The sequence below is a fragment of the Streptomyces sp. NPDC111628 genome, from assembly GCF_055635195.1.
On the sequence record NZ_JBVKBZ010000003.1, the window covers coordinates 910791 to 926411 of the forward strand.

The 15621-nt window shown below is 70.0% G+C and carries 13 protein-coding genes; 3 read left to right on the plus strand and 10 right to left on the minus strand.

The features are described 5' to 3' along the window. Positions 1–7 precede the first annotated feature (7 nt). Positions 8–1402 (minus strand): Rieske 2Fe-2S domain-containing protein, encoded by a 1395-nt coding sequence (locus ACZ7MF_RS19070; protein WP_471477968.1) that lies wholly within the window; start codon positions 1400–1402, stop codon positions 8–10. Between the two features lie 105 nt (positions 1403–1507). On the opposite strand from ACZ7MF_RS19070, the gene ACZ7MF_RS19075 reads away from it, so the two are divergent. After that, on the plus strand, positions 1508–2278 hold the full coding sequence (locus tag ACZ7MF_RS19075; RefSeq protein ID WP_471477969.1) for an IclR family transcriptional regulator domain-containing protein: 771 nt from the start codon (positions 1508–1510) through the stop codon (positions 2276–2278). A gap of 30 nt (positions 2279–2308) precedes the next feature. Here the strand turns inward: ACZ7MF_RS19075 and ACZ7MF_RS19080 are convergent, their stop codons facing one another. From ACZ7MF_RS19080 to ACZ7MF_RS19090, 3 genes are all read right to left on the minus strand, one after another. Then, positions 2309–3580 carry an MFS transporter gene (locus ACZ7MF_RS19080; protein ID WP_471477970.1) on the minus strand — a complete coding sequence of 424 codons (1272 nt, stop codon included), beginning with the start codon at positions 3578–3580 and terminating at the stop codon, positions 2309–2311. 237 nt (positions 3581–3817) lie between these two features. Next, a complete protein-coding gene (locus ACZ7MF_RS19085) occupies positions 3818–4483 on the minus strand; it encodes a nitroreductase family protein (RefSeq protein WP_471477971.1) in 666 nt (221 codons plus the stop codon). Positions 4484–4669: 186 nt separating this feature from the next. Then, positions 4670–5443 carry a TetR/AcrR family transcriptional regulator gene (locus ACZ7MF_RS19090; RefSeq protein ID WP_471477972.1) on the minus strand — a complete coding sequence of 258 codons (774 nt, stop codon included), beginning with the start codon at positions 5441–5443 and terminating at the stop codon, positions 4670–4672. 84 nt (positions 5444–5527) lie between these two features. Between ACZ7MF_RS19090 and ACZ7MF_RS19095 the strand changes: the two genes are divergently transcribed. After that, complete coding sequence (locus ACZ7MF_RS19095; protein ID WP_471477973.1) at positions 5528–6037, plus strand: DUF4863 family protein; 510 nt, start codon at positions 5528–5530, stop codon at positions 6035–6037. Here the strand turns inward: ACZ7MF_RS19095 and ACZ7MF_RS19100 are convergent. The 4 genes from ACZ7MF_RS19100 to ACZ7MF_RS19115 form a co-directional block, all read right to left on the minus strand. Further along, positions 5986–6492 (minus strand): hypothetical protein, encoded by a 507-nt coding sequence (locus tag ACZ7MF_RS19100; protein ID WP_471477974.1) that lies wholly within the window; start codon positions 6490–6492, stop codon positions 5986–5988. The genes ACZ7MF_RS19095 and ACZ7MF_RS19100 overlap by 52 nt on opposite strands. An 8-nt stretch (positions 6493–6500) precedes the next feature. Beyond that, positions 6501–7409, minus strand: a complete 909-nt coding sequence (locus ACZ7MF_RS19105; protein WP_471477975.1) for a PDR/VanB family oxidoreductase — start codon at positions 7407–7409, stop codon at positions 6501–6503. A 101-nt stretch (positions 7410–7510) separates the two neighbouring features. After that, positions 7511–8725, minus strand: a complete 1215-nt coding sequence (locus ACZ7MF_RS19110) for a Rieske 2Fe-2S domain-containing protein (protein ID WP_471477976.1) — start codon at positions 8723–8725, stop codon at positions 7511–7513. Positions 8726–8864: 139 nt separating this feature from the next. Further along, positions 8865–9632 carry an IclR family transcriptional regulator gene (locus tag ACZ7MF_RS19115; RefSeq protein WP_471477977.1) on the minus strand — a complete coding sequence of 256 codons (768 nt, stop codon included), beginning with the start codon at positions 9630–9632 and terminating at the stop codon, positions 8865–8867. A gap of 310 nt (positions 9633–9942) precedes the next feature. Here ACZ7MF_RS19115 and ACZ7MF_RS19120 point away from each other — a divergent pair, with 310 nt between their 5' ends. Continuing rightward, positions 9943–10839, plus strand: coding sequence for an SDR family oxidoreductase (locus ACZ7MF_RS19120; protein WP_471477978.1), 897 nt, complete (start codon positions 9943–9945; stop codon positions 10837–10839). A gap of 123 nt (positions 10840–10962) precedes the next feature. Here the strand turns inward: ACZ7MF_RS19120 and ACZ7MF_RS19125 are convergent, their stop codons facing one another. Both ACZ7MF_RS19125 and ACZ7MF_RS19130 read right to left on the minus strand, forming a co-directional pair. Beyond that, positions 10963–13245 carry a hydantoinase B/oxoprolinase family protein gene (locus ACZ7MF_RS19125; protein WP_471477979.1) on the minus strand — a complete coding sequence of 761 codons (2283 nt, stop codon included), beginning with the start codon at positions 13243–13245 and terminating at the stop codon, positions 10963–10965. Beyond that, on the minus strand, positions 13242–15386 hold the full coding sequence (locus tag ACZ7MF_RS19130) for a hydantoinase/oxoprolinase family protein (protein WP_471477980.1): 2145 nt from the start codon (positions 15384–15386) through the stop codon (positions 13242–13244). The genes ACZ7MF_RS19125 and ACZ7MF_RS19130 overlap by 4 nt, the downstream gene beginning before the upstream one ends. Positions 15387–15621: the final 235 nt, after the last annotated feature.

Below are 15621 nucleotides of genomic sequence, written 5' to 3' on the forward strand. Positions count from 1 at the left end.
GATGCACTCACTCCGCGTGGTGGGGCAGGGGCGGCAGCAATGCGTCGTCGGGCTCGGGCTGCGACGACCTGACTCCGGCGGGACCACTGTCCCGGGCGGCGTCGGAGTCCTGGGCCCACGGACTGTCGCGCCGCAGCGAGTCGATGGCCCCGGTCCAGAAGGTCTCCCACTCCCCCGTCGGACCGATGCCGTCGAGCGGGATGGGGCCCCTGCTCTCCACGTCGGCGGTGTCCCGCAGGAGCAGGTCCGGACTCCTGCCCTCGGCGACCGCGTCGATGGCGGCCAGCAGCATACGGCGGTAGGTCACGATGGCCCTGTCGGAGCGGCTCAGATGTTCACGGGTGCGGTCGTGGATCAGGCCCTGCCCCTCGACGGCCATCTGGTCGTGCACATTGATGTCCGGGCCCAGGCCGGTGTACGTGGCCGTACGCTGTTCCTCGGGATCGAACATGTACTGGTTGCCGCGGTTCCGGACCGGCTTGTAGTCGGGGAGGGTGATGCCGTCCAGCCGCTGCTCGCGCATCTTCTCCCGGTCCACCGGCTCGTCGAGGCTGGTGAACATCGCGTACCAGTAGCAGGAGGTGTCGTCGACCGGCACGTGCCACTGAGTGATCGCCATGGAAGCGCTCAGCGGGATGGTGATGCCGTGCGGGAAGACCTGGTGCGTAATGCGCACGTGGGTGGCGCTGCCGTCGTGCCCCTCCCCGTCGATCCTCCGCAGCGCGACGATGCGCTGGCCGTACTCGGTGCGGGCGTTGAGGATCTCGGGCCTGCCGTACTCCCGCAGGATCCGCGTCATGGGCAGGTCGGTCCCGAGCGAGACGTTGCGGAACTGCTTGCCGTAGGAGTCGCCCGAGTCGTCGTCCTCCTCGAAGCGGTGCAGGTAGGAGGCATGGGCAGGATCGATGCCGACCTCGAGGGCCTGAAGCCAGTTGCAGTCGAGGTAGCCCTTGAAGGCGAAGGTGTACTCCTCGGGGGCGAGGAAGCAGTCGAGCGCGGGCAGGTGCGGCGGCTCGCCGGGGCCGAGGTAACCCCACACGATGCCGTTGCACTCGCGGACGGGATAGGACGCGATGCGGACCCGGGAGGCCAGTTTGCTGCCCTCGGGTTCCGCGGGAGTCTGAAGACAGCCGCCGGCCTTGTCGAACAGCCAGCCGTGGAAGTAGCAGCGCAGCCCGCCGTCCTCCAGCCGGCCCAGGGAGAGGTCCGCCCCCCGATGGGGGCAACGCCGCTCGATCAGGCCCAAGGTGCCGTCCTCGTTGCGGAACAGGACCAGGTCCTCACCGAGGAGCTTCACCGTGACGACAGGCCGCGCGCCCGCCAACTCCTCGCTCAGGGCGACGGGTTGCCAGTAGCGACGCATCCACTCACCGGCGGGGGTGCCGGCTCCCGTCTCGGTCATCCGCCGGTTTTCGTGTGCTAGCATCCAGACTCCAACGTTCGATTACCGCACATAAGTTCGCTTTTCTGGTGCGTGGACAGTACGACTGGACAGGGGAAGAACGCAATGGCTCGACTGAACGACGACGACTCGGCGGCCCGGCGACGGCGGGAGCTGGCCGGTACGGCCAACCCGGCGGACTTCTCCGAAGCGCTGGCGCGCGGCCTCGCCGTACTGTCGGTCTTCGGCAAGGAGCGCAGACGTCTGACCCAGGCCGACCTGGCACGCGAACTCGGCCTGTCCCGGGCCACGGTGAGGCGGGCCGTCCTCACCCTGGAGCACCTCGGCTACCTCACCGCCGACGGGCGCGCATACGAACCGACCCCCCGCGTCCTCGGACTCGCCGAGGCATACCTCGCGTCGAACACCGTCAGCACCGTCGTACAGCCCGTCTGCGACCGCGTGTGCGAGGAGTTCAAGGCGTCGTGCTCGGTGGCCGTCCTGGAGGGCGACGAGGCCGTCATGATCGCCCGCGCCATCCGCCAGTCCATGCTCATCGTGGGAAGCGGGGTCGGTTACCGCGTCCCCGCCCGCACCTCGGCCCTGGGCAAGGTGCTGCTGGCTCACCTCGGTTCCCCCGCGAAGACCTCGTCCGCGGAAGGGCCCGACGAGGAGACCCTTCGGGAGATCCGGGAAGCCGGCTACTGCTACGTCGCCAACGACGTCGAGCCGGGGTTCCACTCGATAGCAGTGCCGATCACCCGCTGGGACGGCCGCGTGGTGGCGGCGCTCAACGTGGGCTCTTCCCTCGAGCAGTTGTCGCCGCAGGACATGTTCGGAAGCGTTCTCGACGCCCTGCGGTTGCATGCCGAGGCACTGCGCGGGCAACTCGTGTGAGGCGGCGCCGCCTACGGCGAGCCCACGGTGTCAGCCCGGCGCCACGGAGGAGACCGGCGCGTCCTGCGCCGCGTCACGGCCGGGATCGACGACCAGGGCGGCGATCAGGCCTCCGACGGCGATCAGCACGCCCATCACCATGAAGGCCGTGTTGTAGCCGTCGACCTGGTTGTCCGCGGCATCGATCAGGGCCCCCGTCGCCCAGGGCGCGAAGATGCCGGATGTGCTCTGCAACCCGATGAAGAGGCTCAGGACACTCGTCCGCTGGGACGGGGCCGCGGAGGTCCCGATCGCGGCGTAGACGATCGGAAGGGCGAGGAGCGTGAGGCAGTAGCCGACGACGAGCAGCCCGTACGCGAGATAGCGCTGCCCTCCGGCCAGCGGCAGAACGGCCAGGAACACGCCGCCCACGGCCAGGGAGACCGTGGGCACCAGGCCGCGGGCCACCCGGGGCGCAACTCCCGAGGCGAGGAGACGGTCGGTGAACCAGCCGGCACCGAGCATGAACGCCATGCCGATGATGCTGGGCAGGCCGAACAAGAAGCCCGAGGTGAGCGGCGAGAACCCCAGACCGGCCTCCAGATACGAGGGGAGCCAGCTGAGGATCACCGCGATCAACGCGTACAGCGGGTAGGTCGCGAGGAGCAGCAGGATGAACGTCCGGCTGGTGACGACCGCGAGGAAGGTGCGTCGTCGTGCCGCCCGGTCCGCGGCGGCGTCTGCCGCGGAAGCCGAGTCCGCGAGGCGCTGCGGGGCGGCGTAGGGGCCGATGCGTCCGACGGCCAGCCACAGACCGCACCAGACAAGCCCGGCCACGGCCACGGCCAAGAAGCCGGTGCGCCAGCCCTGATGGACGATCAGCAGGGTCAGAACCGGTGCCGCCACCAGCTTGGCGAGCGAAGGTCCCGAGGTGAGCACCGAAGTCGGCAGCCCCCTGCGATGCGGAGGGAACCAGCTGTAGGCGGCGGAGTTCGCCACGGCGGTCGCCGGTCCTTCGGCGGCGCCGAGAACGATCCGCGTTCCCAGCAGCACGCCGCTGCCGGCGAACAGGAAGACGGGCAACTGGGTCGCCGCCCACAGCAGGGACATGATGAACAACAGCCATTTCAACGATATGTGCCGGGTGGCGAGGAAGCCGATCCCGATCGCGCTGACGCTGTACACGAAGTAGAACGAGCTGCTGATGAGCCCGAACTGCGACGCCGACAGCCCCAGTTCCCGCATGACGGGCTGCGCCGCCAGGGCCAGGATGGTGCGATCGGCGAAGTTGACGATCATGAAGACAGCCAGCAGGACGAGCACACACCATGCTCTCAAGGGCCGGTAGTCACGGTCCCGTTCGTCCGCCCCCACGGGCTGCAGTCTCGGTTTCCAGGCTGTTGTCACGGCATTTCCTTCCCGGGCACCGGATGACCCGGCACCATGAGGGCGGCTCGGCGGGCGGCGGAACGGGCCGCCGACGTGCGTGGGTGCGGGCAGCGGCAACGCACGGTACGTGCGGACGACGAGGCGAGGAGGGCGGCCGAAGCGGCGGACCGCTCACTCGGCGGTGGGCGCCCACAACGGCTCCGAGACGGTCGCGCCGATGTGCCGGCCCCACCCGTTTCGGCTGGTCACCTCGTGAATGGGCCGCCGGTTCGCAGCCACGCCCCAGCGGCCGAGCGGATAGCCGAGAGCGAGCATGACGTTCATCCTCCAGCCGTCCCCGGTCGGCACACCGAGGAGCTTGTGCACGGTCTCCTCCTCGTAGCGCAGAACCGTCGTGATGACACCGCCCACGCCCTCGGCACGGGCGGCGAGCAGGGTGCTCCAGATGGCCGGATAGATGTTCGCGCCGCCGTGGTCGTCGATGGAGAAGACGAACAGCAGGAGGGGGATCTCGGCGAAGTGCTCCGTGAAGTAGTCGCCGGACGCCTTGATCTTGCGCATGGTGGCGGCATGCGCCTCGGGATCGTGGATCGTCTTGCCCAGTGCGCCTCGCGCCATGTCCGCGTACTCCTGCACGCGGCACTGCACGTAGAGCTCGGCCAGCTGGGTCTTGATGGCCGGATCGTCAACGGCCAGGAAGTGCCACCGCTGGGCGTTACCACCGTTGGGCGCACGGATCGCGGCGTCGAGAATGCGGCACTGCGACTCCAGCGGGATGGGGTCCTTGCGCATTCGGCGCATCATCCTGGTGGTGTACAAAGCCTCGTAAACGTCCATCCAGTATCTCCTGGGACTGCCGAGACGGAGAGATCGCGGGACTCCGCGGTATGGTCGACAGAGAATGTTCGACTACCGCACGTAAGTTCGCGGTCGAGCGATGCGACGGATGCTAGAGCCGCGCCGTCGATGGACGCAATAGGTTCGGTCGTGCTCCGTCGCCGCGGTCAAGCCCCGCGGAGGCGCTCAGCCCTCTTCGCCGGCGGCGACGGCCGGCCAGATCGTTGCCACGACGCGCTCGGCGAACCCCTCGGGAACGTCTCCGCCGGTTCGGAGATAGTCGGCGAAGTAGCTTCCGAAGCAGAGGCTCACGACCATCTCCAGGTCGGCGTCCTCGCGCACCGCGCCGCGCCGCTGCAGGGACACGAGCGCCAGGAGCAGCTCCTCGCAGCGAGGCTGTATGCCCAGCTCACGCAGTTGCTCCATCAGACCGGGCGCTCGCTCCACCTCCGCCATGAAGTTGCCGTGCAGGGCCATCGCCCGCTCATTGTGATAGCGGGGGTCGAGGCGTCGCACGGCCTCGGTCAGCGCCTCGCGCGGCGCCAGGTCGTCCAGGTCCAGCGGCGGATAGGCCTCGCGCTGCATCCGTAGCCCGTACTGGATGGCGTCGATGACGAGGTCGTACTTGTTGGCCCACCGCCGGTAGAGGGTGGGCCGGGTGACGCCGGCGTCCGCGACGATGTCACCGATCGTCAACGACGAGTATCCTTCCGTCGCCAGCCGACGGCGGGTGGCCTGAATGATCGACTCCTCGATCGCCGGATCCCGCGGGCGTCCGGCGGAAGGCCCCTGCGACGCCTCCGCACGGCGTCCGCGCTTGGCACCCCGTGCGTCCGGTCGGGTCGTCTCCGCGCTCGCCATCCCATGTCCTTCCCGAGTCTCGGGCCCGTCGGAGCCCGGTTCCATCCTGCCTTCTTTTTCGTTACAGCTCCTCACCGTGCCTCGACCCTCGCATTTCATTACACATCTTGACCGTAATGAAATACATCCCTACCGTGTCCCGCACCAAGGCCGACAGGCCCGGTCCACCACGAGGAGATCACCATGTCCACGGCGCAGGAGCTGATCGACCGGAGCATTCCCTTCGTGGAAGAGCTGAGGAACCGCACGGCCGGGGCTGCCTTGGAGACATGGCTCAACGAGACACATGGACCAGGCACATCCGTCTACGACGACCTGGCGCGCCTGGCCTCCGAGGGAGTGCGGGACGGCTGGGCGGCCAACGTCGAGGTCGACGGCCCCAGGTACCGGCGCAGCCGGATCGCCGAGCCTCTTCCCGAACTGCACTACTTCAGCATCACGGCGGTGTACATGGACAGCGTCGAGCGCTACCGCGGGCAGTACCACCAGCATCCCTACGGCGAACTCAACCTCGTCGTGCCCCTCACCCCGGGGGCCCGCCTCATGGGCCCCAGGGGCTGGTGCGGCGCGGGCTGGACCGCCCCCGACCCCGGCAGTCATCACTACCCCGAGGTCGAGGGCGGCGCCCTGATCGCACTGTTCTACCTGCCGGCCGGGCGCATCTCGTACGACATCTCCCCGCCTCGGGCCTGACCGAGTCTCGCGGCCAGGTCTTCCGGATCGACGGACATGATTCCGGCACCGGCGTTCACCGGTACGAAGATCCCGTCCGAAGGGTCGTCCAGCAGGCCCGGGTCGTGCATGCCGTCGTCGATCCAGGCCCACGGCCGCCCGTCGGCGAGGGCACGGATGGCGGGCAGTTTGCGGAACTGGACGGGCAGGAAGGGCCAGGGACGTTCCGGCAAGTCGAGCACGTGCCGCAACGCCGGATGGGCGTTGTGCGACCAGGCGCCGGCCCACACGATGTCGAAGTTCTCGACGAGTCGCCCCAGGACCGCGTCGGCGCCCACAGGGATCTCGACCCTCCTGGCCCACCGGTTGCCGTCGGAGTGGACCACGACGTTGTGGACCGGCACCGTCGGGCGGTCCAGGACGATGACGCCGTCCACGTCGATGACTGCGAGGGGCCGTTGCGTCACGGCGGTCACGGTGTCTCCTACAGGTCGAGGACGAGACGAGCGGAACGACAGCGGGAGACACAGACGAGCATGGTGTCCCCGGCCTGTCGTTCCGCCTCGGACAGCAGCGAGTCACGGTGCTCCACGTCCCCGGCGATCACGGGCGTCTCGCAGGTGCCGCAGACACCGTCCTCGCAGGAGTAGGCGACGGGCAGGCCGGCCGATCGCAGGACGTCGAGCACACTCTGGTCGGGGCCGACCGGGGCGCGCACGCCGGAACGCCGGCACACCACCTCGAAGGTCGTCGCGGGTCCGCCGGCGGTCTGCGGTCGGGCGGCGAATCTCTCCAGCAGCAGAGGTCGCCCGTGCCCGGCGCAGCTCGTCTCCGTCGCGCTCAGCAGCGGCTCGGGCCCGCAGCAGTACACCACGGTGCCGGGACCGGTCGTGCCGATCGCCTCTTCCAGGTCGAGGAGGCCGAACTCGTCCTCCGGCCGGACGAGGACGCACTCGCCGTAGCGTGCCAGCCGGTCCAGATAGGCCATGGAAGCCCGGCGCCGGCCGCCGTACACGAGCCGCCACCGCGCCCCGCGCTCATGCACGGCCGCGATCATCGGAAGCAGCGGCGTGATGCCTATCCCCCCGGCGATGAACAGGTAGTCCGGTGCGTCCACCAACGGGAAGTCGTTGCGCGGGGCCGAGACCGGAAGCAACGCACCGGGCCTGAGCCGGCTGTGGATGTGGTCGGAGCCTCCCCGGCCGCCGGGTTCGTGCAGCACCGCTATGGTCAGCGACCGATCGTCGTGGGGATCGCCGCAGAGCGAGTAGCTGCGGCGCAGACCTGGCCCCAGATCGACGTCGATGTGCGCGCCCGGCTCCCATACGGGCACCGTCCCGCCCCCGGGGTCGGCGAGTTCGAGCGAGAGGACTCCCTCCGCCTCCCGGGTCATGGACCGTACGCACAACTGCCGTTCACGCCGACCGTGATCCGCCGCCGACGCCGACCCGGGCCCGGGCCCGGGCCCGGGCCCGGGCAGCAGCATCCCGGCGGTCACCGGGACGCTCGTTCCTCGCGCACGGCCCCTGCGGTACCGGCCGCGCCCGTGAAGTAGCTGCCCGCCTCGACGTGGTAAGTGGCGCTGTCCCCGCCCCGCGTCACTCCGACCGGGTCGTCGCCCCGGGCGACCGCCTTGGCCTGCTTGCTCATCATGCGCCGCAGCATGGCCACACCCTGGTCGGTGGTGGTCAGGAACTCGCGGGAGTGGGTGGCCACGCTGCCCTGGGACTTCTGGGCCTCGTAATCGCCCGGGTAGCGCTGGTGCTCCGCTTCGGTCAGCTGGTCCCACCACTTGTCGTCGCCCATCCTGCTGCGCTCGCCGAGCAGATAGCCGGGATGGTCGGCCCGGAACAGGGTGAAGACCTTGAAGTGGGTGTCGTCGAAGGGCACGGCCCAGCCGACGATCGGCGTGGGCCCCAACGCGGTCAGTTTCGGCCCCGGGATCAGGCGGACGTTGGGGAAGACGCAGTCCGTAACCCTGGTGAGGACGCGGCCGTCGGGGAACTCCCGGACCGATGTGACGCGCACGCCCTGCTCGGTGAAGGCGAACGTGCACTCCGGCAGGATGGCCATCTCCGGGATGAACTGGTTGCCGGAGAAGCGCGCGTGCAGGATCGGCACGTGAAAGGGGTCCATCACGTTCTCCCAGTGCTGGAGCCAGTTGAAGTCCAGCTCGGCGGGTCCGCCGGCCCCGAAACTCCTGTCGTCGGCGTACACGGACTCGCCCTCGCCGAGGTCCTCCAGCACGTCGTAGCGCGGGAAGGCGGGTTTGCGGTCCGACGGCCCCATGTAGGCGAAGATCAGCCCGTGGTACTCACGCAGCGGGTACCAGGGCTGGCGGACCTTGTCGCGGTGCTTGCCCAGCTCCGGCTCGCAGGGCTGCTCCAGGCAGTGGCCCTCGGTGTCGAACACCCACCCGTGGTAGCAGCAACGAATGCCGTCGTCCTCGACTCCGCCGTAGAACAGCGACGCGCCCCGGTGGGCACAGTCGGGTGCCAGCAGGCCGGGCCGTCCGCCGCGGGTGCGGAACAGGACGAGGTCCTCCCCCAGGATGCGCAGCCGTTTCGGTGTCGTCGTGGCGTCGCCGGAGAGTGCCACCGGCTGCCAGTACCGGCGCAGTACCTCACCGTACGGAGTGCCCGGTCCAACCTGTGCCAGTTCCAGCAGCGACGTTCCGGGGCGGCGCCCGTAGGCGGTGCCGACGTCCATGAGTACTCCTCGCTCAGGAGGTCCCCGCGGCCGGACGCGCCGGCCGACGAACGGGGACACCAGGGGGTTGTGGCTGAACGCCGTCCACTTAACGAGGCCGGGGCCGGTCACCTCTACGCCGGCTCCATTGATTGAGAGATCACAGCACTGTGCCCCGCTGACGCAGGGCCCGTCCAATGCCGCGGGCGGCAGCCAGCAAGACCGGCACGAGCATGATCGGACGCATCTCACCGGCGGGGACGACGACACCGATGGCCGCGCCGGTTCTTCCGTCCCCGCCGGTCACCGGGACGGCGACACTGACGGCCCGGGTGTTGACGAAGCCGTCGCACACGGCGTAGCCCTTGCACCGGGCGTCGGCCCACAGTCGGCGCAGTTCGTGCGGGTCGGACGGAGTGCGGTCGTTGAAGCGGGGCAACGGGCCCGACAGCACCTCCTCCTGAAGCCGGGTGTCCGCATGCGCCAGGAGAACGGCCCCACCCGCGGCCGCGTGGGCCGGCACGCGCCGCCCGGCGTGGAGGAGGAGACCCTGCAGTTCTTCCCTTGCCTTCAGCCACTCCAGCACGAGGACGTCCCTGCCCTCGAGCACGGTGAGCTGGGTGTGCTGCCGAGTCGCGGCGTGGACGTCTTCCAGGTAGGGCATGGCGGCCTCGCGGAGGTCGAGCGCCCGCGCGCCGAGTGCACCGATCTCCCAAAGGTGCAGACCGATGCGCACGCGGTGGCCCTCCTCGCGTTCGAGGAACCCCGCTTCCAGCAGTTGCGTCACCAGACGGTGCGCGGTGGGCACCGGAAGCCCGGTCCTTCGGGCGATCTCCGCGACGGTCAGGAACCGGCGGTCGTGCGCGAACGCCTCCAGTACCCGGACCGCGCGGGCGAGCACCGACTCTCCGGTCGTCCAGCGTGCCATCTCCGCCCCCGTCGCACAGGGCCGGACGGCCGGCCGCAGGGTTCCGCATCACGGTGACTCGGGGCCGTCGGCCGGTGACGCGGCGGCCAGGTCCGGGAACCATGGAGGCGGCGGTGCCATGGTGTCGTCCCGCCCGCTTCCCGGGCAAGTGGTCCGCATCCCCCTTCCGAGGACTTCGACTCCCTGTCATACGACTGATGCCCCGCCGCGCAGCCCGCGACAGCATGCGAGGACCGCATCGGTCGGCCCGGCGGGGTTGTGCGGGCCGACCGGCGCACTTGACGTCATCCCACCCCACCGAGGAGTTCCCATGTCCCGGACCATTCTGGTCAGTGGCGCGTCCAGCGGCTTCGGCGCCTTGACGGCACGAGCTCTGGCCGATGCCGGCCACACCGTCTACGCCGGTATGCGACAGACCACCGGACGCAACGCGCAGGCCGTCGCCGAGGCCCACGCGTACGCCGAAGAGCGGGCCGTGCGGCTGAGAACGGTCGAACTCGACGTCTCCAGTCAGTCGTCCGTCGACCGGGCCGTGGCCGCCGTCACGCGCGAGGCGGGCCGTATCGACGTCGTCGTCCACAACGCCGGCCACATGGTCACCGGTCCCACCGAGGCCTTCACCCCGGAACAGATCGCCCGGATCTACGACACCAACGTGGTGTCCACGCAGCGAGTGAACCGCGCCGTGCTCCCGCAGATGCGCGACCGCCGGGACGGGCTGCTGGTGTGGGTGGGCTCGTCCAGCACCTACGGCGGCACGCCCCCGTACCTCGCGCCCTACTTCGGTGCCAAGGCGGCGATGGACCACTTGGCCAAGAGCTACGCCGTCGAGCTCTCCCGCTTCGGAATCGACACGGCCGTAGTCGTGCCCGGGTCCTTCACCTCCGGCACGCATCACTTCGCCCATGCCATGCTTCCGCAGGACACCGATACGGCGAAGGCCTACGAGCCGGTGTACGGAAACCTGGCGCAGGAGGTGGGCGAACGCCTGGCGGCCCTGGCACCGGCCGACGCCGACGTCCGGGAGGTGGCTCGCTCCATCGTCGACCTCGTGGACATGCCCAAGGGCCGACGGCCGTTCCGGACCACTGTCGACCCCGCCGACGACGGTTCCGAGCGCGTCAGTGACATCGCCGACCGGGTTCGGGCCGACTTCTACGACCGAATCGGCCTCACCGACCTGCTGACCGTGCGGGCCGACAGCTGACCCGCCCCCGACGGGTCCCCCGGTGCGGGTACCCGTCGGGCCGTCCATGCCGGCCGGCGATGCCGCCCGTCCGCCTGGAGGCGAGGCGTGCACATCCCGCCCCGGAACAGGGGAACAGGCCGCTCACGTCAATCGGAGACCGACGGGCGGTTCCTCCCCGGCGCGGACGATCGCTCCGTCGACACGCAGCCCGGTGACGGGACAGAGATACGCGCGGTAGCGCATGTGCCGCCCCGCTCGCCCCGTGGCGGGTGTGAACTCCGGCCCGAGTTCGGAGACCGGGCGCTCCAGTACCGCACAGTGCCGGGTGAAGTCGCCGTCGGCGGGCCCGAGTTGTGCTCGGCCGGTGAGGGAGACGAAGGTGAGAACGCCTTCGTGCTCCTGAAGACCGAGCTCTCCGCCGATGACGCGCACCGGTGCCTTCGGGTCGGCGACACCCAGGAGTACCCGCGGGGGTGCCGCCTGCCGCAGCCGCTCGGCGAGGGCCGAGGCACGGGCCGCGGCGGTCGACGGCTCGTCCACGGCCCGGCCCCCCGCGTCGACGACGACCGCGTACACCCGCAGCGCCACGTCCCTTCTCAGGGCCCCGGCGCGGACGTCGCGCAGGACGGCGGCGGGGTCTCGCTTCAGCGGATCCCCCCAGCCTGCGCCGTTGGCGCCGGTCCACTCCCAGACGTCGGTCGCGCCGACGGCGAGCAGGGGGCCCTTGGCCTGCACGGAAGCCCAGTCACCGTCGAGCTCGTGCAGGTTCTGCGGCACCCGGCCACCGCTCAGCCGGTCCAGGACGTCACTGCTCCGCCGCAGGCGGAACCTTGCCATGGTGCCCGGACTGCCGCCGAACGGCCCGGCCAGGGCCGGGAACGACTCGTCCATGTAGAGGGCAATGCCGAGGCGGGGTTCGGACCACGGGACCGTCGCCTGGACGAACCCCCGGCCACCGCGGTACTCGCCCGCACCGTCCGCCCGGACGGGCAACGCCCTCCGGTACAGGAACAACATCGGCCAGAGCTGTTCCAGCTCCTCCACGTTGCCGGCCGTACCCTCGGGGATCCAGAAATGCCCGCCGAAGTCGACGCCGTCGTCGTGGGGCGTGGCGCTCAGTCCGCCGATCATGTTGGTGACGTCCGGCGCGATGAAGGGCCGGCCGGCCTGCTCGCCACCGGTGATCACCGCGTAGAACGCTGGGTTGGCCGGTCCGATCGCCATGCGTTGCAGCTCCGGCGACGCGCAGGAGAGCATCTTGGCCACGACGCTTCCCGAAAGGCTGATGAGCGTCTCCATGGTGTAGGCGCCGGCCGGGCTGATGGCTGCGGGGAAGTCCGCGCAGGACAGGGTTCCGGGTACCGGTTCGAGCGTCACCCGGCGGTGCACGCCGCCGTATGCGCCGCCGAGGTCGGCGGCCGTCGCGGCGGTCAGGGCACAGAGGAAGGCGCCGAGCAGACCCGCGTAGGCGACGTTGATGGCACCCGCCTGCGGGTCGGTTCCCCGGTTGTCGACCCAGAGGCGTTCTCCCTCTTTGCGTACGGTGAGCTGGTAGGCGTAGATCCCGTCGTCGCCCGGGCCCTTGCCCTCGGTGAAGATCCGGTGCGACCACTGACCATCGGGTATGTGGCGCAGGCGTTCCACGAAGGTGCGTTCCGATGCGTCCAGTACGGCTGTCATGACGCCCTTGACGACGTCTGCGCCGTACCGGTCCACCAGTGCGAGGATGCGGTCCGCAGCCACGGAGTTCGCGGAGATCGCCGCCCGCAGATCCAGGTGCGCGTGGTCGGGGAGCCGGGACTGGCGCAGGAACAGTTCCTCGACGTCCGCCTGTACCCGGCCGCCGCTGACAATCTTGACCGGTGGGAGCGCCGGCGGGTCGCTGAACATGTCCGGCGCGTCCATGCAGAAGCTGCCCATGCTGGTGCCGCCCACGTCAGCGTGGTTCAGGACGTTGGCCACCCAGCAGAACAGTGCGTCCCCCACGAAGACGGGCGCTGCGACCACCACGTCCGGCTGGTGCGGGGACCCGACGTAGGGGTCGTTCGAGAGGAACATGTCACCGGGGCGGATGCCCGGGTTCTCGCTGCGGTTCTCCAGGATCCACTTGATCGTCAGAGACTGGGAGGTGGAAAAGTACTGGATGTAGGGTCCCAGATACACCAACTCGCCGTCCTGCAGGGCGATCGACGGCTGGAAATCGCGGGTGAGCATGGTGATGGGCGAGACACACAGCCGCTGGAGCGTCTGTCCGTGCTCCACGTTGACGTTGAGCAGCGCGTACCGGACGACTTCGAAGGTGATCGGATCGATGTCGGTGTGCGACCGGTCGTGCAGTTCCAGGGTGGGCGACATGGCGAGCCGCGGGCCGGGTACATAGCCCCGGGCCCGGCCGTCCCAGACGACTGCGTCGTCATCGGTCATCGTGTGTCTCCTCCGCTCGCTACGCCGGGAACGAGGTCCTCCGGAAGGCGCAGGCTCAGATGGCCGTGCTTCCCGGTGGCCAGTACCGCTCCGGGCGGTACGCAGACCGTGGTGTGGGCGAGTTCGACCAGCGCGGGGCCCCGTATCTCACCCGTCCGGGCGACCGCGTGCCGGTCGTGGACGTCGGTGGCGAGCCACTGGTGGTGTGTGGGCCAGTAGACCTCACAGGTCTCCCTGACGCCGTCGCCGCTCGGCTCTACCGTCGGCGGTTGGGCCGGGTACCGTGACGGCTCCCGGGCCTCGGCGCGCAGCGCGAAGACCTCCGCCGTGCCACGCACTCCCGAGCCGCCTGCGCCGTACCGGCGGGCGTACTCAGCGGTGAACCGCTCCAGCACGAGTCGGCCGGTCTCCGGTCCCACGGGGAGCGGAACGGGGACCTCCACGCTGTTGGCCAGTTGCTGTTCGAAGCGCATCAGCGCGTGCACGCTGATGTCGAACTCACCGGTCGTCGTGCCGACCTGTTCGCCCGCGGACCGAACGCGCCGCACCGCTTCGTGGACGGCGGGGGCCAGGTCGTCACCGAACGGCGCCTTGACGACGCGTTCGACCTCGACGCACCGCAAGGTGTCGGCGGTGGCGATGCCGTAGGCCGAGAGGGTCGACGCTCCGTCGCCCAGTGGTACAAGCACCTCGCGTACACCGGACTCGGCCGCGAAGCCGAAGGCGTGCACGGGGCCGGCCCCGCCGTAGGCGTAGAGGACGAAGTCCCTTGGATCCAGGCCGCGTTCGATGGTCTGGCGACGGACGAGAGTGGCGGCGTGCACGTTGTTGACGTTGACGATGCCTGCTGCCGTCTCCTCCACCGACAGGCCCAGCTCTGCGGCGAGCCGGGTCACCGCCGCCCTGGAGCGGTCCGGGTCGAGCCGCATTCGCCCGTCGAGGAAGGCGCCGGGACGGATCAGTCCGAGGACCACGTCCGCGTCCGTCACGGTCGGTTCCGTTCCGCCGCGGCCGTAGCAGGCGGGCCCGGGCTCGGAGCCCGCGCTGTCCGGCCCGACGCCGAGGGCGCCCGTCATGGGGTCGGCCCGGGCGATGGTCCCGCCTCCGCAGGCGACGCTGCGCACGTCGAGGTGGGTCATCCGGTAGGTGTGCTGTTCGATCACCTTCTCCTCGGCCGTCACCGGTCTGCCGTCCTCGACCAGCCCGATGTCGAAGGAGGTGCCGCCCATGTCCGTGGCGATCACCCGGTCGTGGCCCGCGGCCCGGGCCAGGGCCGCCACGCCCGCCAGCCCTCCGGCCGGGCCGGAGTCGATAGTGCCGAGAGGAGCGCCTGCGGCCTCCGCCGAAGGCAGGACTCCGCCGTTGGCCTGCATGAAGGCCACTGGTGTCGCGAGCCCGCCCTGTTCAAGCCGTTCGGCGAGGCGGCCGAGGTAGTGCAGGAACACGGGGCCCACATAGGCGTTGATCACTGTGGCGACCATGCGCTCGTACTCCCCCAGGCGGGGGGACACGCGTACCGACTGGGACACATAGGTCGCCGGGGACACCTCGGTCACCAGTTCGGCCACCAGCTGTTCGTGAGCCGGATGGGCGAACGACCACAGCAGGACCACCGCCACGGCGTCCAGTTCGTGGCGCGCGATGAACCGGCTCACCTCGGTGCGGACGTGCGAGGGGTCCGGCGCCACGACGACGGCGCCGGTACGGTCCACCCGTTCCTGCAGTTCCAGTACGGCTCCGGGCACGATCATCGGCCGGGGCAAGGCCCCGTGGACGCGGAACACGTCCTCGATCGGGCGACCCGCCACTCGCCCACGCCCGCGCATCATCGCCAGCGCGTCGCCGTGGCCCACCGTCGTGACCAGGCCGACCCTGGCACCTCTGCGCTCCAGGACGGTGTTGGTGCCGATGGTCGTTCCATGCCCGAGACGGCGCGTGTGTGACAGAAGGGACCGCACATCGCTGCCCACCGCCTCGCCGAGCCGGGTCAGCGCCTCGTGGACGCCGCGGACCGGATCGTCGTTCGTCGTGAGCGCCTTGACGGAGAGGGACCGTCCTCGCGCGTCCGTAAGGACGCAGTCGGTGAACGTGCCTCCGATGTCGATGCCTATCGAGTAGTCGTCCGTGTTTGTCGTCAGCAAATGCTTCCCCCATCCCAGCAGAACCGAGTGTCAATTGATTTCATGAGTCAACTTCTGGTGCAACGGCCTCGTCCGTCCAGGACCCGGCGGTGGTAACCACCGGCCGCACATCGGTCACATGACTGCCGGCCGCTCCGCCCGGCGCGCGGCCTCGTGGTGAACCGAGGGCGCCGCGGCTCCGTCGCCCTCCACCATGGCCGTGCCGACCGACCTATACCCGGCGCTCGAAGCATGG

Coding starts and splice junctions, on each gene's coding strand:
- ACZ7MF_RS19095 (WP_471477973.1), top strand. CDS start 5,528: ATGTCCACGGCGCAGGAGCTGATCGACCGGAGCATTCCCTTCGTGGAA.
- ACZ7MF_RS19070 (WP_471477968.1), bottom strand. CDS start 1,402: ATGACCGAGACGGGAGCCGGCACCCCCGCCGGTGAGTGGATGCGTCGC.
- ACZ7MF_RS19115 (WP_471477977.1), bottom strand. CDS start 9,632: ATGGCACGCTGGACGACCGGAGAGTCGGTGCTCGCCCGCGCGGTCCGG.
- ACZ7MF_RS19075 (WP_471477969.1), top strand. CDS start 1,508: ATGGCTCGACTGAACGACGACGACTCGGCGGCCCGGCGACGGCGGGAG.
- ACZ7MF_RS19105 (WP_471477975.1), bottom strand. CDS start 7,409: ATGACCCGGGAGGCGGAGGGAGTCCTCTCGCTCGAACTCGCCGACCCC.
- ACZ7MF_RS19090 (WP_471477972.1), bottom strand. CDS start 5,443: ATGAAATGCGAGGGTCGAGGCACGGTGAGGAGCTGTAACGAAAAAGAA.
- ACZ7MF_RS19085 (WP_471477971.1), bottom strand. CDS start 4,483: ATGGACGTTTACGAGGCTTTGTACACCACCAGGATGATGCGCCGAATG.
- ACZ7MF_RS19120 (WP_471477978.1), top strand. CDS start 9,943: ATGTCCCGGACCATTCTGGTCAGTGGCGCGTCCAGCGGCTTCGGCGCC.
- ACZ7MF_RS19125 (WP_471477979.1), bottom strand. CDS start 13,245: ATGACCGATGACGACGCAGTCGTCTGGGACGGCCGGGCCCGGGGCTAT.
- ACZ7MF_RS19110 (WP_471477976.1), bottom strand. CDS start 8,725: ATGGACGTCGGCACCGCCTACGGGCGCCGCCCCGGAACGTCGCTGCTG.